The sequence below is a fragment of the Oceanobacillus salinisoli genome (assembly GCF_009733865.1).
GTDB lineage: Bacteria > Bacillota > Bacilli > Bacillales > Amphibacillaceae > Oceanobacillus > Oceanobacillus salinisoli.
This window is the reverse complement of the sequence record NZ_WOFB01000002.1, coordinates 230,452-253,095: the sequence shown is the minus strand read 5'-3', so window position 1 is coordinate 253,095 and position 22,644 is coordinate 230,452. Positions and strand designations below refer to the sequence as shown.

General features: G+C 37.2%; 23 protein-coding genes, 1 pseudogene and 1 other annotated feature. Of the genes and pseudogenes, 8 read left to right on the top strand and 16 right to left on the bottom strand.

The window, feature by feature from the left end:
- Positions 1-117: 117 nt before the first annotated feature.
- The 4 genes and pseudogenes from GMJ66_RS03025 to GMJ66_RS03005 all read right to left on the bottom strand — a co-directional run bounded on the left by GMJ66_RS03025 (position 118) and on the right by GMJ66_RS03005 (position 5,315).
- Positions 118-1,032, bottom strand: coding sequence for a sensor histidine kinase (locus GMJ66_RS03025; RefSeq protein WP_156288861.1), 915 nt, complete (start codon positions 1,030-1,032; stop codon positions 118-120).
- A 458-nt stretch (positions 1,033-1,490) separates the two neighbouring features.
- The gene (locus GMJ66_RS03015) at positions 1,491-1,868 is read right to left on the bottom strand and encodes a YidH family protein (protein WP_156288859.1); all 378 of its coding nucleotides are present in this window, start codon (positions 1,866-1,868) and stop codon (positions 1,491-1,493) included.
- A gap of 364 nt (positions 1,869-2,232) precedes the next feature.
- Positions 2,233-3,359, bottom strand: a pseudogene (locus GMJ66_RS03010) (MBL fold metallo-hydrolase).
- A 657-nt stretch (positions 3,360-4,016) separates the two neighbouring features.
- Positions 4,017-5,315 (bottom strand): MFS transporter, encoded by a 1,299-nt coding sequence (locus GMJ66_RS03005; protein WP_156288858.1) that lies wholly within the window; start codon positions 5,313-5,315, stop codon positions 4,017-4,019.
- An 814-nt stretch (positions 5,316-6,129) separates the two neighbouring features.
- Positions 6,130-6,304 (top strand) — a binding site (T-box leader).
- Positions 6,305-6,372: 68 nt separating this feature from the next.
- Here GMJ66_RS03005 and trpS point away from each other — a divergent pair.
- Complete coding sequence (gene trpS / locus GMJ66_RS03000) at positions 6,373-7,368, top strand: tryptophan--tRNA ligase (protein ID WP_156288857.1); 996 nt, start codon at positions 6,373-6,375, stop codon at positions 7,366-7,368.
- 176 nt (positions 7,369-7,544) lie between these two features.
- Here the strand turns inward: trpS and GMJ66_RS02995 are convergent, their stop codons facing one another.
- From GMJ66_RS02995 to GMJ66_RS02970, 6 genes are all read right to left on the bottom strand, one after another.
- Positions 7,545-8,306, bottom strand: coding sequence for a YjbA family protein (locus GMJ66_RS02995; RefSeq protein WP_156288856.1), 762 nt, complete (start codon positions 8,304-8,306; stop codon positions 7,545-7,547).
- A gap of 135 nt (positions 8,307-8,441) precedes the next feature.
- A complete protein-coding gene (locus tag GMJ66_RS02990; RefSeq protein WP_156289002.1) occupies positions 8,442-8,648 on the bottom strand; it encodes a hypothetical protein in 207 nt (68 codons plus the stop codon).
- Between the two features lie 1,701 nt (positions 8,649-10,349).
- Complete coding sequence (gene fabF / locus GMJ66_RS02985) at positions 10,350-11,591, bottom strand: beta-ketoacyl-ACP synthase II (RefSeq protein ID WP_156288855.1); 1,242 nt, start codon at positions 11,589-11,591, stop codon at positions 10,350-10,352.
- Between the two features lie 27 nt (positions 11,592-11,618).
- A complete protein-coding gene (locus tag GMJ66_RS02980; RefSeq protein WP_156288854.1) occupies positions 11,619-12,557 on the bottom strand; it encodes a beta-ketoacyl-ACP synthase III in 939 nt (312 codons plus the stop codon).
- A 118-nt stretch (positions 12,558-12,675) separates the two neighbouring features.
- Entirely contained in the window at positions 12,676-13,629 is a 954-nt protein-coding gene (locus GMJ66_RS02975; RefSeq protein WP_231514795.1) for a BMP family ABC transporter substrate-binding protein, read from the bottom strand.
- Between the two features lie 84 nt (positions 13,630-13,713).
- The gene (locus GMJ66_RS02970; protein ID WP_156288853.1) at positions 13,714-14,319 is read right to left on the bottom strand and encodes a hypothetical protein; all 606 of its coding nucleotides are present in this window, start codon (positions 14,317-14,319) and stop codon (positions 13,714-13,716) included.
- A gap of 141 nt (positions 14,320-14,460) precedes the next feature.
- On the opposite strand from GMJ66_RS02970, the gene GMJ66_RS02965 reads away from it, so the two are divergent.
- Entirely contained in the window at positions 14,461-14,634 is a 174-nt protein-coding gene (locus GMJ66_RS02965) for a DUF2929 family protein (protein ID WP_156288852.1), read from the top strand.
- Positions 14,635-14,693: 59 nt separating this feature from the next.
- On the opposite strand, the gene GMJ66_RS02960 is transcribed toward GMJ66_RS02965, so the two are convergent.
- Positions 14,694-15,212: a hypothetical protein gene (locus GMJ66_RS02960; protein ID WP_156288851.1), complete on the bottom strand. Its 519-nt coding sequence runs from the start codon at positions 15,210-15,212 to the stop codon at positions 14,694-14,696.
- A 107-nt stretch (positions 15,213-15,319) separates the two neighbouring features.
- Here GMJ66_RS02960 and GMJ66_RS02955 point away from each other — a divergent pair, with 107 nt between their 5' ends.
- On the top strand, positions 15,320-16,132 hold the full coding sequence (locus tag GMJ66_RS02955; protein ID WP_197046595.1) for an undecaprenyl-diphosphate phosphatase: 813 nt from the start codon (positions 15,320-15,322) through the stop codon (positions 16,130-16,132).
- A 404-nt stretch (positions 16,133-16,536) separates the two neighbouring features.
- Here the strand turns inward: GMJ66_RS02955 and GMJ66_RS02950 are convergent, their stop codons facing one another.
- The 3 genes from GMJ66_RS02950 to GMJ66_RS02940 form a co-directional block, all read right to left on the bottom strand.
- Positions 16,537-16,737 (bottom strand): cold-shock protein, encoded by a 201-nt coding sequence (locus GMJ66_RS02950; RefSeq protein WP_156288849.1) that lies wholly within the window; start codon positions 16,735-16,737, stop codon positions 16,537-16,539.
- Positions 16,738-16,966: 229 nt separating this feature from the next.
- Complete coding sequence (locus GMJ66_RS02945; protein WP_156288848.1) at positions 16,967-17,278, bottom strand: metal-sulfur cluster assembly factor; 312 nt, start codon at positions 17,276-17,278, stop codon at positions 16,967-16,969.
- Between the two features lie 81 nt (positions 17,279-17,359).
- Positions 17,360-18,121: an alpha/beta fold hydrolase gene (locus GMJ66_RS02940; RefSeq protein WP_156288847.1), complete on the bottom strand. Its 762-nt coding sequence runs from the start codon at positions 18,119-18,121 to the stop codon at positions 17,360-17,362.
- A gap of 137 nt (positions 18,122-18,258) precedes the next feature.
- Here GMJ66_RS02940 and GMJ66_RS02935 point away from each other — a divergent pair, with 137 nt between their 5' ends.
- The 4 genes from GMJ66_RS02935 (at position 18,259) to GMJ66_RS02920 (ending at position 19,993) form a co-directional block, all read left to right on the top strand.
- Positions 18,259-19,083, top strand: a complete 825-nt coding sequence (locus GMJ66_RS02935) for a Cof-type HAD-IIB family hydrolase (protein ID WP_156288846.1) — start codon at positions 18,259-18,261, stop codon at positions 19,081-19,083.
- Positions 19,084-19,265: 182 nt separating this feature from the next.
- Positions 19,266-19,391 (top strand): competence protein, encoded by a 126-nt coding sequence (locus GMJ66_RS02930; protein ID WP_156288845.1) that lies wholly within the window; start codon positions 19,266-19,268, stop codon positions 19,389-19,391.
- Between the two features lie 21 nt (positions 19,392-19,412).
- Positions 19,413-19,601, top strand: coding sequence for a DUF3813 family protein (locus tag GMJ66_RS02925; RefSeq protein ID WP_156288844.1), 189 nt, complete (start codon positions 19,413-19,415; stop codon positions 19,599-19,601).
- Positions 19,602-19,741: 140 nt separating this feature from the next.
- Complete coding sequence (locus GMJ66_RS02920) at positions 19,742-19,993, top strand: NifU N-terminal domain-containing protein (RefSeq protein ID WP_156289000.1); 252 nt, start codon at positions 19,742-19,744, stop codon at positions 19,991-19,993.
- Between the two features lie 325 nt (positions 19,994-20,318).
- On the opposite strand, the gene GMJ66_RS02915 is transcribed toward GMJ66_RS02920, so the two are convergent.
- Complete coding sequence (locus GMJ66_RS02915; protein WP_156288843.1) at positions 20,319-20,723, bottom strand: hypothetical protein; 405 nt, start codon at positions 20,721-20,723, stop codon at positions 20,319-20,321.
- 15 nt (positions 20,724-20,738) lie between these two features.
- A complete protein-coding gene (locus GMJ66_RS02910; RefSeq protein WP_156288842.1) occupies positions 20,739-21,581 on the bottom strand; it encodes a YitT family protein in 843 nt (280 codons plus the stop codon).
- A 181-nt stretch (positions 21,582-21,762) separates the two neighbouring features.
- On the opposite strand from GMJ66_RS02910, the gene GMJ66_RS02905 reads away from it, so the two are divergent.
- Positions 21,763-22,629 carry a DegV family protein gene (locus GMJ66_RS02905; RefSeq protein WP_156288841.1) on the top strand — a complete coding sequence of 289 codons (867 nt, stop codon included), beginning with the start codon at positions 21,763-21,765 and terminating at the stop codon, positions 22,627-22,629.
- The last annotated feature ends 15 nt before the right edge of the window (positions 22,630-22,644 follow it).

Here is a 22,644-nt window from a genome sequence, read left to right as displayed (position 1 = left end):
TGTCAACCCTGTTATCTATATTTTTTTTGATACCTTTTTCCAATGTATCTATGGGCTATTTAACTTGGACATAGGTTCATGTATCCCAGCATTGGCTACACCTCACAACACTTAGGCTTATTCCCGTGGCACTCTAAACGAAAAAGTATGCACATTCTCCTCTGAAGTAACACCGATAATGCCACGATGATGTCCAATAATTTCTTTTGATATTGCTAGCCCTAGTCCAGATCCCCCAAATTCTCGTGACCTAGAATAGTCAGTGCGATAGAAGCGTTCAAAAATCCTTTCCTGACCCTCAACTGAAATAGGTTTTCCAGGACCAATTACACAAAGCACGTATTCTGACTCCAGATTCTTTCCTTCTATCATAATCGGTCCAGTCCCTTCATAATAGCGAATCGCATTATCTAGTAAATTACTAATGACTTGTGTTATCGCTCCACTATTAACCGTTACCAAGCTAGGTGCAACATCTACTTGTACTTTAATTTTTGCTTGCTCCGATGTCCAACGAAACATTTCAACAGATTGTTCCACCAGTTTTTTTATATTTACAGGAGACTTTTCTGAAAAGATCTGACTTGATAGGTGATCCCATTCCTTGAGCTGCTCCATCTGCTCAACCAAGTGAATAAGTCGTTTCGATTCCTCATATAGAGATTGGTATAGTTTCTCATCTCCCTCTATCACACTACTTTGTAATGCACGAAGATAACCGTTTAAGTTAGATAATGGAGTTCGAAACTCATGTGATAAATCAGATACTAGCTTTTGTCTGTGTTTTTCATTAGCCTCTAATTGTTTCACTAAATCGTTAAAATGACTCATCAGTTCACCAATTTCTCCCTCAGGCTTTATTTCAATAGGAGTAGGGTACTCCCCTTGCTTCATCTTTTTAGTAGAATGAATAAGCTCTCTCAATGGATGAATCAGCTTCTTTGTTAAATAAAAATGTGTGAGACTACCGATGGTTATCGTAGAGATACTAAAGATCCATAAGTATTGAAACAGCCGGTGGTCCAGACTCATCTCTATAGCTTTCCATTCAATAAGAAGTATTTGTCCACCTGGTTTTAAATTCGCTTTATTTCATAAAGTGTCCGATCAATACTGGACACTTCATAAATAACCATTGAAACAATAGCTTTATTAACTGAATTATCATCTAGATTAATATTAACTAAATCACTTTCCACAACATACTAAGCACCTTAGGTTCAATATCAACAGCATAGAAAGTATTATTAGTAACTTTAGTAATGGGAATAGTAAAGTATCCGTTAACTGCACCAAGGTCGGCTACCATATCATTTCTATTAATATTTAAGTATTTAATAATTTCTGTAGGTGGTAAGATTGCTTTTCTCTCTTCACTTAATAGTTTGTGTGCTTTATTGGGATTAAATTTTTTCCTGACATTACTCTTTCCCCCTAAAATTTTGAATAATAGATATGACTAAAAATATAGGCCTAGGAATTAGAATGACTTAAAGAATTATAAAGTACATACCAAATACAACTGCAATTACAATCACGAATAATCCAAGTAAGATAACAGTTAGTCTTGGTGCTCGAAACGATTGGTTATTAATGGCATCGACCTTTTGAATATAAGTAATTATCGCAAGGGCTATAGTGGCTATACCTAATACTACAGAAGAAATACCAATAATATTTGCTAAAATGTCACCAAGTATAGTTACCCTTGATTTCATTGTAAAATGTAAATTTGTTACTAGAAACCCCACTCCAATAATAGCGATTGCTGTTCTAATCCACGCTAGCAATGTTCGTTCATTTGCCATATGCTGCTGAATATATTTAGAATCTTTCGTTGACTGGTTTTGATTCTTCTCCTTGTCCATTATAATTAAACACTTCTTTATTAATTATTTGTTATCTTCACATATTATTGGCTATTTTCATCCTTAATTTAAATAGAAATACGTGAAAAAGCTAGTATATTCTCAATAAAAAACACCCACACAAATGCTGATTTAGACAAAATCGTGGGTGTCGCATCTTAATAACCAAAAAAGGCCAAAAATCTTTCCTAACATTTGCTAATTGGTTTAAATGGACATCTTACAAAAACCCTAACCATATTTTTATTGCTGTTCTAAAATCAATATTACTAATATTCATCGTAGAATTTTTGCATTGACCCTTTTTCCAGAATTAGCACCTAATGGTGAAGCAACTAGGCTAGACCAAGACAAGTGGGGCACCTTAACCTTCAACCGCACAACGGTTTGGTCCTGTTTCCATTTCTTTTTTCTTTTCTTCTTCTGGGGTGATTTTACCCATATTTGTTTTTCGAATATCTTCATAAGCATTTGGTTGAGGTGGAAGATTTTCGGTAACCATTTTTCTAAATTGGTTCTCATCATCCACTTGCAAGCCGGAATTACGTGATAAAGGGCTCCCAACCTGGCTGATACTAAACCTCCCTTGCCGAGCTCTTCTGCAAAAGAGTAATGGGCTGGTAAGACAATTAAATCCTCGGATAATTCTTTATAGCGATTATAGAGAGTATTACGTAAGTCACTAACCCAATCTTCAGCTAAACCAGCTAAATCTGGACGTCCAATGGACCTTACAAAAAGAATATCTCCTGTTAGTAGATATTGAGCATCAATTAAAAAAGAAGTACTTCCGATTGTATGACCCGGAGAATAGATTGGTTGGATTTTCACAGAACCACCCATTTCAATGTCCTTTCCTTCTTGAAGCGGTGTGAATTCAAAAGTAACTTCTGTAGCATCTTTAGGAGGCAGGTGATAAGTTCCTCCAACCTTTTCCGCTAACTGGCGGCCACCAGAAATATGGTCCGCATGTAAATGGGTATCGAGCACATGTGTGATCTTTACTCCTTTTTCAGCAGCAAACTCCTCATAAACGCCCGTCATACGGTTTGAATCAATTATTGCCGCTTCCCCGTTTACTTCTATAAAATAAGATAGGCAGCCCTTACCTAAACGAACAAATTGATAAAGCGTTCCCCCTCCACTTAATTCACCAACCTTAACAGGCTCTAGATGCTCACTCCATGATTTCATTCCACCTTCGAGACTGTATACATTTGAGAAACCTTCATCCTCAAGTAGTTCTGCAACCATTTTGGAGGAACCTCCCTTGGCACAGACCACAATAACCTCTTGCTCTTTCATAAGCTTCTCTACTAGTGGATCAACACCATCTAACAAGTTAAAATAAGGTTCATTTATTACCTCGACTTTTCCGCCTTCTATTTTCCAATTGTCGAATTCATTGGTGTTACGTACATCTAGTATAAGTGTCTCTTCATGTTTTATGACCTTCTTCGCTAATTCTTTTGTAGTCATAATTTTAACCATGCATAATCCTCCTAGCGATTAAAATGTTAGGGTAATATTAGCGTCTTTCGCATATTCAATAAACGTTGCCGCACCACCCTCTAAACTTTAATTCATTGTTAGGGTCTCCAAAAGACCAAATTCTATATGAAGAATTTAATTGTAAGCCAAACAAGTATTATATAGGTAAAGAGGAGTTAAGCGGTTGTATTACGAGTGGAACAAAAGCGCAAGCCCCCGTTTAGCAACGTACGGACTGCGCCTGGCCATGCCAGGTGGTTCGATGTTACCGCGCAAAGTGGCGTTTTTAAGCGAACAATCCCCACAGGAGATTAGATGATCTTGATTTTTACGAATGTAAAAATCTTAGTGAATCTTATGCTTGAAGAGCGAAAAGGAAACATGCCCCTTCATGGGGTATACGTGAGTTGGGCGCAAAGCCCGTTATTAGTCGGCCTTCCTTAAGTACTTGAATGATGTTGACTTATCGTACGGAGGTGAAGGAAGTCTCGCTAGTCGCTGGGCGCTGGCCGACTAAGTTCGCCATGTCCTGTGGCGACGTCGGCACTAGTACGTCCTGTACGTCGAAGCTGGACGTGGCTATACCTAAATAAAAATAATCTACAGCCACAAATTTTATAATTTCCTAAACCGCAAAAAATCCCCACAATGATTGCATCATTTATGGGGACTTACGGCATTTTTGCTGCTGTTGTTTCGTAACACAATTAGAATGACCGGTACAAGTAACAAGGAAATAACACCACTTCCTATTGAAAGGGTAGCAAAGCTTGAACCCGCAACTACCATACCTGATAAAGCACCACCTGCTGCACCAGATAACGCAATCAGAACGTCAACCGTTCCTTGTACTTTCGCACGATTGGAAGGTGTAGTACCATCAACAATTAATGCTGTTCCACTAATTAACCCAAAGTTCCAACCTAGACCTAGAAGAATTAGCGAAATGGTTAATAGTGTTACTGATTCTGTTGGTGCATAAGCAGCCATAATCCCAGAAAGGAGCAAGGTAATACCAGCTATACTTGCCATCGCTTTACGTCCAACTTTATCCACTAGAACACCTGTTACAAGAGATGGTAAATACATGGCTCCGATATGAAATCCAATGATTAATCCTACTGCAGAAAGTCCATGTCCATGCTCTTCCATGTGTACTGGAGTCATGGTCATTACCGCAACCATTACAATTTGAGTTACAACCATGACAGTAGCTCCCATCGTTATAGTACGATGATCAAGCTTTAGTATTTCTTTTGTTTTATGTTCTGTACTTTCTTCAACTTCTTGTTTATTCATTGCGATTGCTTGTGCGACCTTAAGTGGGTCTGGAAGAAGCATCACAAATAACACCAAACCAGCAAGGAGAAAGGCAACCCCGGCAAGAATGAAAGGTCCAGCTAACGCTGGGACACCAATCGATAAGGCAAATTCACCCATCACTCCTACCAGGTTGGGTCCAGCAACTGCACCAAATGTCGTAGAAACCATCGCCATACTAATAGCTGTAGCACGTTGTTTTTCACTAGCTAAGTCTGTACCTGCATAACGCGCTTGTAAGTTCGTTGCTGTACCAGCACCGTATATTAGTAAGGCAATAAATAGGAGCATAACATTATGGAATAAAGCTGAAAGTACAACACCAGCTGCACCTAAGCCACCTGTGATGAAACCTGATGCAAGACCGACACGACGACCAAATCGTTGAGAAAGGTTTCCTACAATTAAGGATGCACCTGCAGATCCTAGAGTAAATAGTGCGATAGGTAAACCAGCTAACGTGTTGGAGCCTAGCATATCTTCAGCAAGCAATGCACCTACTGTTATACCAGCTGCTAAACCAGCCCCGCCGAGCATTTGAGCAATTATAATAACAATAAGTGTTCGTTTGTATAATTGTTTTTGTTTACCTGGATTATATATATCGTTTTGAATTACATTGTTCTTTTTATCCATATCTCATTTTCCCCCTAATATTATCTCTCCTAATATACCTGTTAGGGTATTTTAGAAGCCTGCTTTATTATATATGTACGGAGAAAATTTTGCAACATGTTATTTAGCTACTATGTCATCTATGGGGGCTATAGAGTGCCAAAAGTCGACTTCTCTTTTGCATCCCCAAACAAATACAATCTAGAGAGTTAATCATTTTACCCTTGTTTTAACTTCCCTTTACTTTAAAATTGATTTAACAAACAATAACTCCTCAATAACACTCTCTCTATACTTCGATGCCAGATTCTTTAATATATATCATTCATTTACCTTGCTCATTCTATTTCTAGGTAGGAATAAAGTAGTATAATTGACTTATCTACCGTTGCACGTCTATACTATAATTCTGTATATGGGAAAAAGAAAATTCTATTAATGGACTAAAGTATCAGCCAATATGAATGAACTTGTTGATATGGGCTGATATGTAGGCAACCATAGGGATCTCAATAGAAGAAGTTGAAATAGATGGTTAAAAAAGGAAAAAATATTGTTTAGGTGATCAAAAAGAAATCGACTTGGTTAGAAAATATTTTAAAATGATATTTAGAAGATGATAATAGTCAAAGTGAAATTGTATAAAACAAGAAGCTGTATTTATAATAAACATGGAGTATCAAAAAGAAATTGAAATATATGATGAAATTGAAGAGCAAGCAAGGGAAATGGGGATGATTAGACCGCCATTTTGATATTTCTTCTGGTTGTTTGTAATAAAAGGTGGAAACTTGCAATGAATACAATGCTATAATATAATAATAAAAAATCAATAATATAGGCAATGAAGAAGGCGCAGTACGTTTTACCCGCTGATTTTTAGAGAGCTTGTGGTTGGTGAAAACAAGCATCAAGGTAAATCGGAATTGGACTTTGGAGCTAATTATTAATAAAGTGATCTTACAACGTTAAGATAATTAGGGTGGCACCGCGGTTCATTCGTCCCTTTTTAATTGGGATAAATGGGCTTTTTTTAATGGACTTTTTTAGAGTTAATATAGAAGTGGAGTGGATAAAAATGGAGAAAATTTTTTCAGGTATTCAGCCAAGTGGCACACTAACCTTAGGAAATTATTTAGGAGCAATCAAACAATTTGTAGAACTGCAGGACGATTATGAATGTTATTTCTGTATTGTCGATGAACATGCCATCACTGTCCCACAGGAACGATTAAAATTACGAAATAATATTCGTTCTTTAGCTGCCCTATACCTTGCTTCAGGGATTGATCCCAAAAAGGCTACCTTGTTCATCCAATCTGAAGTACCAGCACACACCCAATTAGGATGGATATTACAGTCCATAAGCTATGTAGGCGAATTGGAACGTATGACACAATACAAAGATAAGTCTAACGGAAAAGAAGCAGTTTCTTCTGCTTTACTTACTTATCCTTCGTTAATGGCAGCTGACATTTTACTGTATCAAACCAACATCGTACCGGTTGGAGATGATCAGAAACAGCATCTTGAATTAACAAGAGATTTAGCACAACGTTTTAACAATCGTTATAATGATATCTTTACGATTCCAGAGATACGTATACCTAAGGTTGGTGCACGAATCATGTCCTTACAAGATCCGACAAAGAAAATGAGTAAATCAGATGAAAATGAAAAAGGCTTCATTTCCATGCTTGATAATCCGAAACGTATCGAGAAAAAAATAAAAAGTGCTGTAACAGATTCAGAGGGAATTGTTAAATACGATAAAGAGAATAAACCAGGAGTATCTAACCTACTTACCATCTATTCCAGCTGTTCAGGCGAATCGATAGAAACATTGGAAGCGAAATATGAAGGTAAAGGCTATGGAGAGTTTAAACAAGATGTTGCCAATGCTGTTATTACGTTATTACAACCTATTCAAGAAGAATATGAAAAATTAATTACTTCGGAAGAACTTGATAATATTTTAGATGAAGGTGCAGGAAAAGCTTCTATTCCTGCAAATAAAACATTGATGAAAGCGAAGAAAGCAATGGGATTAGGAAGAGTTAAAAAGAATAAATAACGTAAGAAAACATGGCGTTCGCCAAGCTTTTAGGTGATTGGCTTAGTGGCACTCATCCCAAATAAGAAAGTGTTATACTTTCTTATCTGCTAAAAGCGTATGGCTTATGCCATCTCCTAAACCATTCAAAAAGAGGGCATCCTGAAGCAAATTCAGACTGCCCTCTTTTTATATATCTATTTTTGACTGGATGTATTTTGTTCTTGGCCATTTTCAACTTCCCACATTTGCTCGAGGAAAGGCTGCCCTTTAATTAATTTCCCGCATAAATCTTCGTGTGCTTGACTCCAGCCGTCCTTCACCCCGTTATAAAGAGTATCCCATACTTTTTCTTCGTCCATATAGCGGATATATGGATATTGTTTCGGATCCCATTCGGTAAGCCAATAACGCAACTCTTCCAAATTATTGGACGTACGCAATTGATCCAATGCAATCATTAATAATTGCTTTAACTGTCGTTCTTTTCTAGTAAGTCCAAACACGAGCTCTGGAGCCATAGACAACATATGATAATCTTTCTCATAATTTTCCAATTCAAATCCAAACGATTGTGGCTTTGTTTTTTTAATCATGTCATATACTAATTGTTCTTGTCTGGGAATTAATCTGCTTTTACGTATCGGGATGTGATACCCAATCGTATCAAATGCGATGATATCTTCCCCATTTGTCACAACACAAGCATATTCAATTACTGATCTTTCATGTCCTTTTCTTATATAAGCACGCTTATAAATGGCATCAAGTAAAGGTTTCGGCAAGTCATGCATATCATTTTCGATGTAGCTGTACAGTCCCGGTGTTATGTATAGAAGTGGTACTTGATCCAATAATTCTATCCCATCATCTTTACGCCATTCATGAAAATAACATACATTATAGCCGTTTTCTTCTCCTTCAAACCAATTCACCCAAACATCATGCAAATATAACATAAACAACCCTCACTTTAAAAACTTAATTCCTTTTCTGTACGTCATGTGTATGATAGTCACTTGGTTCAGCTGAACAAATTTTAACTTACAATACATTATGACCATCATTTAGAAAAATATTCTTTTCTTGAGTGATTATGGGTTGTTTGGAAAACGGGAAATTACTATTGCCATCAGCAAAAATCCCAATGGCAAAAAATAACATTCTATTCTGCTGCTGATAAAAATAAAATAATCAGCCCAAATTAATCCTGCTGGCAAAAAGTTCAGATATGCAATAAGTGTAACTCCTCCTGTAACAGCTAGTCCAAATCCTAATAAAAATAAAAAAACATATCCCATTTCTCCACCTACACCTTGTCCACTTTTTACTATATATTTATGCTTGTCCAAGGTGGGACATGCCTACTTTGAAATGGTTGCTAAGATTATGTACAAACGTTCTTTTCTAATGTTTGGTTGTTTTTCATCCTTGGATTTGGATGATTTGGATATGAAGTAGTTCCAATCATGGGGTAAACTAGTTAACCTAATAAACGCAAGCCGAAACACAAAGACAAAACCTAGAATATTGGCTCCACACACATAAGATTAACATTACAATTGAAAGCCTAGTCGTTTCCAGCAACCCACAAACAAAAATCACAAATATTTATGAAGACCCCAAAATATACAACAAGCTAGTACGTGCAGAAAGCTTGAATCCCCCACCATTCCAGGATTAAGAATAGTTTTAAAAAAACCCTACTTAAAGTGTGTGTTCAAAAAGGAGGATGAAAAGGACCGAGAAGTTCGAGGCGGCGAAGCTTTGAGTAGCGAAACGTATGCAGTTAATACGTGAGCAACGGAAAAGCGAGCCAACGAACTTCCACAGGATGTGGTGACTTCTACGTTGCCCACAGGACGTGGGCGGTTTTAGTAGAAGGTGCCCTATATAGATGTGTCATTTTCACCGGACTTTTTGAACATCCTCTTAAATAAACACACTCTAAATAAATTATGTATGCTACTACTAAACAACAACGAGCCACTTAAGCCAAACCTAATGGATACCTATCAAATATCTGACTATCATCTTATAAAAGGAATCCCCTGTCCTCACTGCAATAAATATTCCATGAATAGGATATATAAAAGATGGATGTGTCCGAACTGCTCGCATTTAGATAATAATTCGCACATTCAAGTGATTTTCGATTACTTTTTACTCGGCCATCACACAATAACTAACCAGCAGTGCAGGGAATTACTTCAAATTGACTCTCCTAGAACGGCATATTTTATACTTAATTCCCTCAACTTAAAGTACCAAGGAAATAATAAAGGAAGAATCTACTTTGCCCCAGACTTGGAGGATTTTCCTCAAGACTCCTTTTTACCTCTGGCTCAAAAATCCAGTATTGGATTAATTAGGATGTTAAGGGCGCCACTATGTTAGTGGTGCTTTTTTCATCTTACCGTTGATTTCCAGCTTCCTATGGTCGATTTCTTCCTCGCTTCGGTTGATATTGCATTCCTTTGTGTTGATTTATTTTTCAATGGTTGATATATATATGCTTACCGTTGATTTCCGGCTTTCTATGGTCGATTTCTTCCTCGCTTCGGTTGATATCGCACTCCTTTGTGTTGATTTATTTTTCAATGGTTGATATATATATGCTTACCGTTGATTTCCGGCTTTCTATGGTCGATTTCTTCCTCGCTTCGGTTGATATCGCACTCCTTTGTGTTGATTTATTTTTCAATGGTTAATATATTCCTGCTTGACGTTGATTTCCGGCTTCCTATGGTCGATTTCTTCCTCGCTTTGGTTGATATCGCACTCCTTTGTGTTGATTTATTTTTCAATGGTTAATATATTCCTGCTTGACGTTGATTTCCGGCTTCCTATGGTCGATTTCTTCCTCGCTTGGGTTGATATCGCACTCCTTTGTGTTGATTTATTTTTCAATAGTTAGCCTATCCTACAAAGTCGCTTCGTATATTAAGCCTAAAAACAAAAAAACTGACCAGCACATAGCTGATCAGTCTTCCTGTTCACTCTTACCCATTATACTTTTTAAAAATTAAACTCACATTGTGCCCACCGAATCCTAAGGAATTACTCATTACCACGTTCACTTCCTGTTCACGGGCTTGATTTGGAACATAATCCAAATCACAGTCCTCATCAGGGGTTTCATAATTTGTAGTTGGTGGGATAATACCATTCTTAATCGCCAATAACGAGATAACTGCTTCAATTCCACCTGCTGCACCTAGCAAATGCCCAGTCATGGATTTCGTTGAAGAAATGGCAAGTTTGCGTGCATATTCGTCAAAAACAGCTTTAATAGCTTGTGTTTCATATTTATCATTTAATGCTGTACTTGTCCCGTGGGCATTCACATAGTCAACAACTTCTGCTTGTAATTCTGCATCTGATAAAGCGTGCTGCATGGCACGGGTTGCACCTTCTCCATTTTCAGCGGGAGCTGTAATATGATATGCATCACCTGTTGCACCATAACCAACAATTTCACCATATATATGGGCTCCACGCTCTAATGCTTTATCTAAGGATTCCATTACTAGAATTCCTGCACCCTCCCCCATGACAAAACCATCACGATTCTTATCAAATGGGCGGCTCGCAGTTTTAGGGTCATCATTTGTTGATAATGCTTTAGATGAAGAAAAACCAGCAAAAGCCATATCGGAAATCGGGGCCTCCGTACCACCTGTAATGATATAATCAACATCACCACGCTGAACCGCTTTATACGCATCACCAATCGAATTGGCACCTGATGCACAAGCCGTTACCGTACACGAGTTTATCCCTCTTGCACCTAATTGAATCGATACTTGACCTGCTGCCATATCCGGAATCATCATAGGAACAAAAAATGGGCTTACTCGTCTTGGTCCTTTTTCCATTAAAATCGTATGCTGATCTTCCCATGTTTTCATACCGCCGATTCCTGATCCAATCCAGACACCTACACGATCACGATTGTCATCGTTAATATCCAGCTTTGCATCTTCTACTGCCATTTTAGCCGCCGCAACAGCATATTGAGTGAATGGATCCATTTTTCTTGCATCTTTTTTATCCATATATTTTGTAGGGTCAAAGTCTTTCACTTCCGCTGCAACTTTAGCAGGATAATTGTCTTTATCAATTTTGGTTACGAAATCAATTCCTGATTTTCCATTTACAATGCTTTCCCACATCGTTCGAACATCGTTTCCTACAGGAGTCACTGCTCCTAGTCCTGTAATTACAACTCGTTTTTTATCCATAAATGATCCTCCTTCCAGATCTATCAATTATTTTCCCCAGCGTAAGGCAATAGAACCCCATGTTAATCCACCGCCAAAGCCTACTAAAACAACGATATCATCGTCTTTAATGTGACCATCTTTTACAGACTCTGATAAAGCAATAGCAATAGATGCTGCAGATGTGTTTCCATATTTTTTAATCGATTGATTCATTCTGTCCTCTGAAATATCAAGTCGTTGTCTAGCCGCTTCCATAATACGAATATTTGCCTGATGTGGAATTAGATAGTCCACGTCTTCTTTCTTTAACCCGGCTTTTTCAATGACATTAACGGAGGCTTCAGGCATTTTTCTTACGGCAAACTTAAATACTTCACGGCCGTTCATTACCAAATAATCGTCTGAATTTTGGTATAGATGTTTTCCACCTGTTCCATCTGATCCCAGTTCATATGACAGGATTCCTCTACCCTCAGAGACCTCTCCAATAACAGCCGCTCCAGCACCATCTCCAAACAATACACAAGTACTGCGGTCAGACCAGTCCGTGATTTTTGATAATTTTTCAACACCAACGACTAGTATGTTCTTATATGTCTTTGATTCTACAAATTGTTTTGCCGTTGATATGGCATACATAAAACCGGAGCATGCTGCACTAACATCCATTGCCGCCGCTCTTATTGCCCCAAGTCTCTCTTGTATCATACAGGATACAGAGGGAAACGGCATGTCTGGTGTTACGGTTGCCACTAGTATTAAATCTATATCTTCAGCTGTCAAATTTGCATCCTTTAACGCGTCTACCGCAGATAAATATGCCATATCTGACGTATTCATATCATCTTCTGCAATTCTTCTTTCTTCGATGCCTGTTCGTGTTCGAATCCACTCATCGCTTGTGTCCACGATTTTTTCTAAATCTTTATTGGTTACTATTTTTGGGGGAACGTAATGTCCGAGCCCTATAAAACCAACACTCATATTCACCGCTCCTTATAAGATGCTCAAAATATTAACTATCAATTCTTACAATCAATTCTTATGACTTGGTACTAATTTTATTATATAACCTTACAAATGGCAAGAAAAAATGATTTTTTTACTGCTCATTCGGCAACAAAGAAGTATCTATATATGCCTCCACCGTTTCATGAATATAATCCTGAAAGTCTTCCGGTATATCTTCGTTAAACTCACCCAGCGAAATAACTTCATCCTGAAAATCAAAAGTCAGAATATCTCCTTTCAATTTCCCTTTATGGAAATTCCTTGCCGTAATCTCATATAGCTTGTCCACATGCTGAATAGTACTTGTCAAGACCGCATCAGGTGCAATTTCAAGTTGATCCTTCACATAACCAACTGCATATAATCCATCTGCTTCCACCTGCTTAATAATATCTTCACTATAAGCATCACCTATTGGATAAAAAACATCCACATCATTTGCTTTCATTTGTTCATACATGGACATGGCCGCTTCCTTGTCATTCCAGCTTTTTATATAATCCATCTCTACAACCACATCAGGATTTTGATAGTTAACCCCCTCAAAAAAACCTTCTATCTCCGGCTGCCATAAAAAAGCAGCGATGACTCCCACTTTATTTGTTTCTGTCATTTCCCCTGCAACCATGCCACCAAAAAATCCCATTGCATGTGAGTTAAAATTAAGACTTGTTACATTTTCACTATAAATGCCACCATTAAAATAAACAAAATGAACATCTGGGTAATACCGGGAAAGCTCGGAGAAATAATTCCCATAGACACTACTATGTCCAAAAATCAAATTAACTCCATCTTGTACAAGCTCATCTACTGCATTTCTGATTTCTTCTTCTGTATTTATATTTTCCTTATAAAAAATCTCTGTATCAAACTCTTCTTCAATACGGAGTAATCCATTATATCCACTTTCATTCCATGCATTTCCCTCAATAGCACTATCCAGCAGCATACCGACATTTTGAATTTGCCCAGTTTCAAAATAACTGCATCCAGTTAGCAATAGTAGTAACACGAAAAACAAGATATGTTTAAATGATTTCAACGAAGGCACCCCAATCTAAAAGCAGTAATTCCATTTTTTATTTTATAGCCTAAATGTCAAGGAGTAAACGGCAGTTTTTGAATACTAATAAAAATTTTTATATAATTTGTAGTGCTTTTTAACATCCTCAATTTTTTTCTCTTTGGGTCCATTGTCCCTAAGATAGACAAAATTCTCAAGTTTTAGCTGCCGGTTCGAATGAACAGGGTTTACCTCTATATATTTTGGTAAAGTAGAAGATTTCATCCATTGTAAGAGTGCGGAAGTAAAAACTTGTATATATATTGCATTATTTATAAATTCCTCGGAATCAAAAGGGATAAACCTGTTATTTTTGTATATTCCTTTCTCATTCATCGGCATCCATTCGCCATATAATAGTGGTGCTTGAATCGTAACGATGTCTTCTCTTTCAGAAGCACCATCTTCATCCTCTAAACCAATAAGAAATTTTTGTTCTGCTTTAATGTTTTCTGTATGATGATATTCACCAATAATGATACATGATTGATACGGTTTCAGATTCTCTTCAGTTACAAAGCTAAACGAACTGTTTCTTCCAAAAAACAGCGATAAATCATTATTTTGATTTGTTCCTTTTATTCCGTCCACATCGTAGTCCAGATCAAGTATCGTGTTTATAATATGAAACCCAACCCAGTGATTGCAGTTAACAATTAAGATGGACATCTGTCTTCCCCCTTTTCATAATTATGGAAAACGAGAAAATACTTTTCCTTTATTCCCTATTTTGATAAACTGGAAATAGGATGTAAAATTCTTATCAATATATACTAAAATAAACAAACAGCTATAATGTGAGGTGTAAACATGCGCTACATAATGTCAATTTTTTGGGCAATTCTAATTAGTTTAGCTATCTCCTATGTATTAACCAGTATGGCTGGGGAAACATTTGTACTTTCCGATTCATTGATTTTAGCTGCTATTTTATCTGCAGCTATCTTTCTTCTAGGTGATAGTGTTTTAAAAGAAGAAAATTAACTCCATATGATTTTTACAGTGAAACCCTTGCCCTCAAGGAATGTGGCAAGGGTTTATTATTAGTACCAAGGCAGTGCACTAAGTGCTACCAATGCGGCTAACGGTAGTACCAGTCTTGCAAATCTTCTAGGTGGAAAACCATACCCATAACCTGGGAAACCGTATCCGTAACCAAACGCACCCGGAAATCCATAACGGCTATCATCCGTTTGTCTCATACCTCCTGGCTGTTGCGGATATCCAGGCATTGGCATTGACCCTGGTGCCGGCTGTTGGGCATATTGAGGCATTTGTCCGGATGGTCCCGGCTGTTGACCATAGCCTGGTGCATAGCCCGTTGGTTCTGTTTGTTGACTATAACTTGGTGTATAACCAGCTAACCCTTGTTGTGGCGTATAATCTGCCAGATGTCCTAAACCCATATCTGGCTGTGTTGGGTCGACTGGAACAGCGAAATAAACATACTCGTCATCCAAACCCGTAATAATGCCGTCAAATTTAGTTCCATCTGTTGTTTCTGCTAGTACATAGGAATGCATATGCTGCTTACATAAATCATATATATGATGATGTTTCATTCTTCAACCTCCTCACCATCCAGATTATTCATCAGCCTATTAGATGGTGACTTGTTTTTACATATTAGAATTAGTTCGATTTATAAGGAGAGAATTAAATGGATTTTATTGAGAAGTTATGGACTTTATTTCAATATTTGTTTTTAGGATTGGTGCAGGGTATTACTGAACCAATTCCGATTTCATCCAGTGGTCACCTTGTTATCTTCCGTGAAATATTTGGAATCGAGGCGGAAGGTTTATCCTTTGAAATCTTTGTTAATTTCGCATCCTTGCTTGCTATTTTAGTTATTTATCGTGAAGATATTATCCGTCTTATCCAAAATAGCTATCTTTACTTATTTAAAAAGGAAGAGGAAGCAAAAAGTGATTTCCGTTTTATTGTATACCTTATTATTGCAACAATTCCAGTTGGGGTAATTGGTGTATTATTTGGAGAAGTAATTGGAGATACATTAAGTAATCCTGTTGTTGTTGGATATACATTATTAATTACTGCTGCAGCGGTATGGATTATTCGAAACTTGCGTGGGAAAAAGAACGATGGGGACTTATCCACAAAAGATGCAATTATTGTTGGACTAGCCCAAACGGCTGCACTTACTCCAGGGATTAGTCGTTCTGGCGCAACAATTGTAGCGTCTATGCTTGTAGGAATGAAACAGGAAACAGCACTTCGGTTTTCCTTCCTGCTATATATTCCTGTTAGCGTTGGAACTACAATTCTAGAAGTACCTGATTTAATTGGCAGTGATGAATTTCAGGCGATGCTCATTCCTAATTTAATCGCCTTTATTACCGCGTTTATTGCCTCTTACTTTGCATTGAAATGGTTCATGGGAATTATGGCTAGAGGTAACCTAAAATACTTTTCCTACTACTGTGTAGTTGTCGGTTTACTTGTTATATTATTCTTATAGAGATAAGAGAATTTATCTTAATCAAAAGCCCAAACTGTCATTCAAAATTCTACCATCAGAATTCGAATCAGTTCGGGCTTTTCTTTTAATAAGGCTATTTTCTAAAAGATTTGGACTGTGGTTACTCGTGAAAAAAAGAAAAAATCTTTGTATTCTACAGAAATAATCTATTCTCTGATCCAATTAAATCGGTTAGTAACACTCAAGTAGAAGGTTGAAAAGCACTACCCAGCGAAGAAAATACTCGGTGACTCCTTGAAAAAGAAAACAGCTTTTTCTACGTGCGATGTAACGCTGCCGTAAGTTTTCCCTGTCCTGTGGAAAAGAGGATGAATCATTTCTTTAATATGTAATTATATTAGTTATTTAGGGCTGGGTCTTTAGTCCCAGCCTCTAATTTTGTTTTATGCTTTAACTACATTTGTTGCTTGAGGGCCACGTTCACTTTCTTCAATATCAAATGTAACTTGTTGGCCTTCTTCCAATGTTTTAAAACCTTCCCCTTGAATTGCGGAAAAATGTACGAAGACATCATCTCCATCCTCAACTTCGATAAAGCCAAAGCCTTTATCTGCATTAAACCATTTTACTGTACCTTGCTTCATAAACAATACCTCCAGATTTTACATAAATTCTTGACCTTTGCAACCATCCTGTTATGTTTTCTTCTAAGTAACAAATTCCATAACAGATTAGACAAAAGTCTTTATAATTAATTTTCCTTATATGTAATGAACTATTCATTTTTCCAGTTTACAATATATAGAAAAAACACCTGCTGATTCCTCATGAATGGCAGGTGTTTTTTCTATATATTGTATTGACTTCTTTTAATCAATCCGGAATTCCAAGTGCAATTTTTGCGTAACGGGACATTCTTTCTTTGCTCCAAGGCGGATTCCAAACAATATTCACATCGACTTCTTTAACTTCGGGAATATCTGCTAAGACAAATTTCACATCACGCTCAATGTGTGCAGAAAGTGGACAACCCATTGCAGTTAAAGTCATCGTAACTGTGCAAAGTCCTTCTTCATTCACCTCTGCATCATATACTAATCCCAAATTAACGATATCTATGCCTAATTCAGGGTCAATGACGTTCTCTAATGCCCCCATAACATTTTCTTTTAGTGCCTCATCCATCGATTTAACCTCCCTTTATCACCTTTCTTATATTTAAACATATTTTCTTTCGTTTTTAAATGATATACATCACACTTTGTCTTACAGATGTTCCTTAAACCATTTAACAGTTTCCAATTTAGCTGGACGGCTTACTTTATGGTCACGATTCTCTTCTTTTAAATATTTGATATCACCTGGGTTTTCATAAAAGCTTTTCGCTTCCTTATAAAAACTGTGGGAATGATTAAATGGAACAACCGAATCGTTTTCCCCATGCCAAAACAGTAATGGACGATTATTCAGCTTTTCCGGTTGTTTGGATAGATCAATTGCTTCCAGCCTGTCATACAATTGATCAATCATCTCATCAGAAAAGGGCAGGTTAATCATCTTTCGGTAACTGTCCACTAACTCTTTCGCAAATTCGGATATTTTCGGTGACCCCATAAGAATAACAGATGTTTTAATCCATGGGAATTGTGTAAGTGCAGCTGATACAGTAATACCACCCATACTCGTTCCGGCAATTCCAATACGATTATCCTTCAGCCATTGTTTTTCTTCCAAAAAGGACTTAATGGACTCTATATCTTTCAAGTTTTGCATAACAATTTCCCAAAAAGCTAAAGTTCTTTTCATCGGGGGAATTCCCATATCTCTTTCACCATGATGCACACTGTCTGGAAGGATCACTCGAAAGCCTTTTTCTGCAAGCAAATATGCCAAATCCAGATTATGTTCTTTTGCACTCGTAAAACCATGCATCTTAATGATTGCAGGCAGTTTCTCATTCTCCATTGATGCATCTACAACGATTAAACTCGGTATTTCGTTAATTTCCTCTTTATATACTCCAATCATTTCATGTCGTCTCCCTTAGTTATGTAATACTTATATTTTAATGTTTTACCTACTGTTCAAGCAAACGTAGTTAACGAAAAAATAACTTTACATATTATTCTTTCCGCTTTAAACTAAATGCATATGAGGTGAATGGAATGAAAAACAGACATTTAATTGCTTTAGATTTAGACGGAACACTGCTAACGGACAAAAAAGAAATCAGTTCACGAACAAAACAAACAGTATTCAAGGCAATGGATGAGGGACATATTGTCATCATCGCAACCGGAAGGCCCCATCGAGCAAGTATTGAATATTACCATGAACTTGGTTTAAAAACCCCGATGGTTAATTTCAATGGAGCCCTTATCCACCATCCGACAGACAAAAAATGGGATGTCTTACATAATCCGATGCCAATAAGAACAGCTAGACAAATTATTGAAGCAAGCTATGATCTAGACGTTCACAACATCTTAGCGGAAATAATGGATGAAGTCTACATGGAACAATATGATGAGAAAGTGATTGAACTATTTCAGCAATCGAAAAACGACCCACCATTTACAATCGGCAATCTGAAGCATAATCTAAAAGAAGACCCAACATCCTTGCTTATTTATCCTAAAGAGGATGATATTCTTAAGCTTCGGAACCATTTAACGGAATACCATGCTGAACTCATCGAACACCGCAGATGGGGCACACCATATAATGTCATTGAAATTGTTAAAAAAGGAATAAATAAAGCAGTTGGTCTGCAAAAAATTGCGCATTATTTTGACATTTCCAAAGAAAATATTATTGCATTTGGTGATGAAGATAATGATTTGGAAATGATTGATTATGCAGGTGTAGGTGTTGCGATGGGAAATGCGATTGATGAACTGAAACAGGTAGCAGATCATGTAACAGATACCAATGAAGAGGACGGAATTGGTATATTTCTTAATAGCTACTTAAGGCTAAGTTCATTTTAACTAGGCAATATCGTACATTATTCCCGGATATTTCCACGCTTATAAAATGATTTGAGCATCCATACTATTAGTGAACGTCAGGAACGTTCACTTTTTGTTTTACTTCTTAGGTATTCAGGATTAGGAAACATCTTCATAAGCCTTTTTCCAAGTTTTCCATTCGATTCTAAGGAGGAATTAGTTTGGGAAAACGAAGTAAATCAAAGCGATTTACACAGCAAGGTGCTGACTCCGTAAAAAAGCATGACGAACAATTCCCCTATCGTTCTACCTTAGCAGAACGAGATCGACTGAAGAATGATAATTAAGATTATCTAGGAGGGTTTTCATTGCAAAACAATTTATTTCAGCAAGCACGAGATGCTGTAAACAACCTAATGAATGGTAATGCTAGTCAAACGGATAAACAGGCAGCTCAAAACGCTATTCAAACCGCTTATAATGACGCTACTCCAGAAGAAAAACAGCAACTACAGCAACTTGAGCAACAATTAAAACAGCACAATCAATTAAAATAACCTCTGCTACCTTGAAGCATGAGATCCATACATCCCCTTCCCGATAAAAAGGAAGGGGATGTTACTTTAATCCTTGGCAATAATCTGCTAATATAAAAGTAAGTATGTATAATTAGGAGGGAAGCACATTGAGCTTACGAATGGAAGGTACACCAAACCCAAATGCAATGAAATTTACAACTGATAGCATGATATTTGAAGGAACGAACAGTATTTCGGTTATGCCTGGAGATACAAGTGAACACGCTATTTTAAATGACTTAATGGAAATTGAAGGTGTGGATAACGTTTTTGGTTATCAAAATTTCATTACCGTTAACAAACAGTTTGACACCGAATGGGATGATTTAACACCTCGTGTGAAAGAAGTATTCGAAAAGCATGGCTATTAATTTTACATAGAAAAGAACAAAAGCGTAAGCACCCGTTTAGCGACGTACGGACTGGACTGAGCCGCAGGAGATAAAGGAAACACGACGAACGAAGGGAGTCGATGTTGACTTTCACCGCAAGGGTATAAGTGCGACTAAGACTCTGGTTTCACCAATCGGCAAGTCTTCTTTATCGTACGGAGGCGAAGGAAGTCTCGCTAGTCGCTGGGCGCTGGAGCTGGATGTGGCTACTTATAGTAATGCAAATTATCCACAGGTTTTACATTTTATAATTTCCTCAGCAAAGAAAAATCGGTGATAAGCAACTTTCCTTATCACCGTTTTTTTATTCCTTACCTATCGCTACTGGTATATAATTTGGATTAATCATATCTCCATTTTCATTTTTCCCGTAAATAACAATAATAGGTGGATTTTCTTCTGCAGAAACTTCCTCTGGTAATGTTACTTCGAGTTCGAATGCATTCCATTCCTTCTCACCATTGAAACTCATCTGCCTTTCTTCCTGCAGCAGTTCTTCCCCTTGTTCCAATCGATAAAAAATTTCATTACTGGAAGTTTTGGCTTCAGCCATTAATATAACTTGAAGTTCTTCCACTTGTACATCTACATTTCTAATTTCAATGGAAGCACTCGTTTCTTCTGTTTCATTGCTTTCTCCATTGGCTGCTTCTTCATTATTGCAACCAACTAAAATCATTGACATCAGCAATAAAATGATGTATTTCATTTTTTGTATTCCCCCTTAATCTCGTCTAAAGAATCCATAAATTCCAGCAGTCTCAACAATGTTTGTAAAGGCATTTGGGTCGACTTCATGAATGATTTGCTCCAGATCATATAACTCGTATCTCGTAATAACAAGATACAGCATGCTTTTGTCTGACTTGGTATATGCGCCTTTGGCAGGTAAAATGGTAATGCCACGAACCAATTTATTATGAATGGCCTTTTGCAGTTCATCTGCCTTATGGGTAATAATCATCGCTGTGACTTTCTCATGGCGTGTATGAATGGCATCAATGACTCTTGTTGACACATACAATGTTAACATCGTGTACAACGCATTCTCCCATTCGTACATAATACCGGCTGCCACAATAATAATACTGTTCATGATTAAAAAGTAATTTCCTATTGGTTTATCTTTCATCCGTGATAATACCATCGCAATAATATCCATACCACCAGTTGAGGCACCATGCTTCAATGTTAGACCAACACCTACCCCACCAATGACACCACCAAATACAGCATTCAAAATAATGTCATTGGATAATTCCATAATTGGTATAAATTCCAGAAAAAGCGTGGAAAATGCAACAGAGACAATACTATAAATTGTAAACCCTTTTCCAACTTTAAACCAGCCTAAGATTAGAACAGGAATATTTAATAAAAACAGTAATATACCTGTACTAAGTCCGATACCAAGGAAATCATTTGATATACTGGCTATTAGCTGAGCTGTACCAGTAAATCCACTAGCATACACATTTGCTTCAATCAAGAAAAAATTCAGCGATATGGCATTTAATAATCCGCCAATAATAACAATAAAAATACGCTTTGCTTCTAACAAAAACATAGCAAACTCCCCTTATTCTATTTACTAAACTTTCTGTCTATTCCTTAAGCTAATTTCAATGATCGGTTCATATCCAGTTTTCCAAACAATGCTAACATATATCCTAAACTTTGACTAAACACTTATATCACTATACACTTAAAAATAAATAATTAAACTATAGATTGTAGGTGAAAAAGATATGACGACAATTAAAATACTTACCGATTCTGCCTGTGATTTAACAGAAAAACATTATAACGAATTTGACATTGAAATGGTACCATTAACTGTTCATTTAGATGAAAAAGAATATGAAGATGGCAAATCAATTGAACCAAAAACCGTTTATGATGCTATGAGACAGGGGAAAGCTCCCAAAACCTCACAAGTGTCGCCACAAACGTTTAAGGAAATCTTTACATCCTATGCTGAAGCAAATCAGCCACTCGTATACATTGCGTTCTCATCACAACTATCAGGTACATACCAAACAGCAAAAATGATGGAACAGGAAGTGAGAGAGGAATTTCCCGACGCACCGATTCATGTTATCGACACAAAATGTGCTTCCATCGGTCAGGGATTAGTAGTATTATATGCTGCTAAATTAGCCAAAAACGGGGCCTCATTGGATGAAGTGCTCGAAGCTGTAACATATCAATCCGAACACATGGAACACATCTTTACAGTAGATGACCTGGAATACTTAAAACGTGGTGGGCGCGTCAGCAAAACTGCAGCTTTTGTCGGTACATTATTAAAAATTAAACCGCTCCTTCATGTAGAGGCCGGAAAACTCATTCCCCTTGAAAAAATTCGCGGTTCCAAAAAAGTGCTTGGCCGTATGATGGAATTAATGGAGGAAAGAGGAACTGATTTCCAGCATCAAACGATTGGCATCAGCCACGGCGATGACCGCGAAAGAGCAGAACAGCTTGCATTAATGATTCAAGATCGATTTGATGTCAGTGAAGAAAATATCGTTATCGAGATGGTAGGTTCTGCCATTGGAGCCCATGCCGGCCCAGGAACCATTTCACTATTCTTTTCCAATAAACCTGTATAAAAATCGAATAGCTTG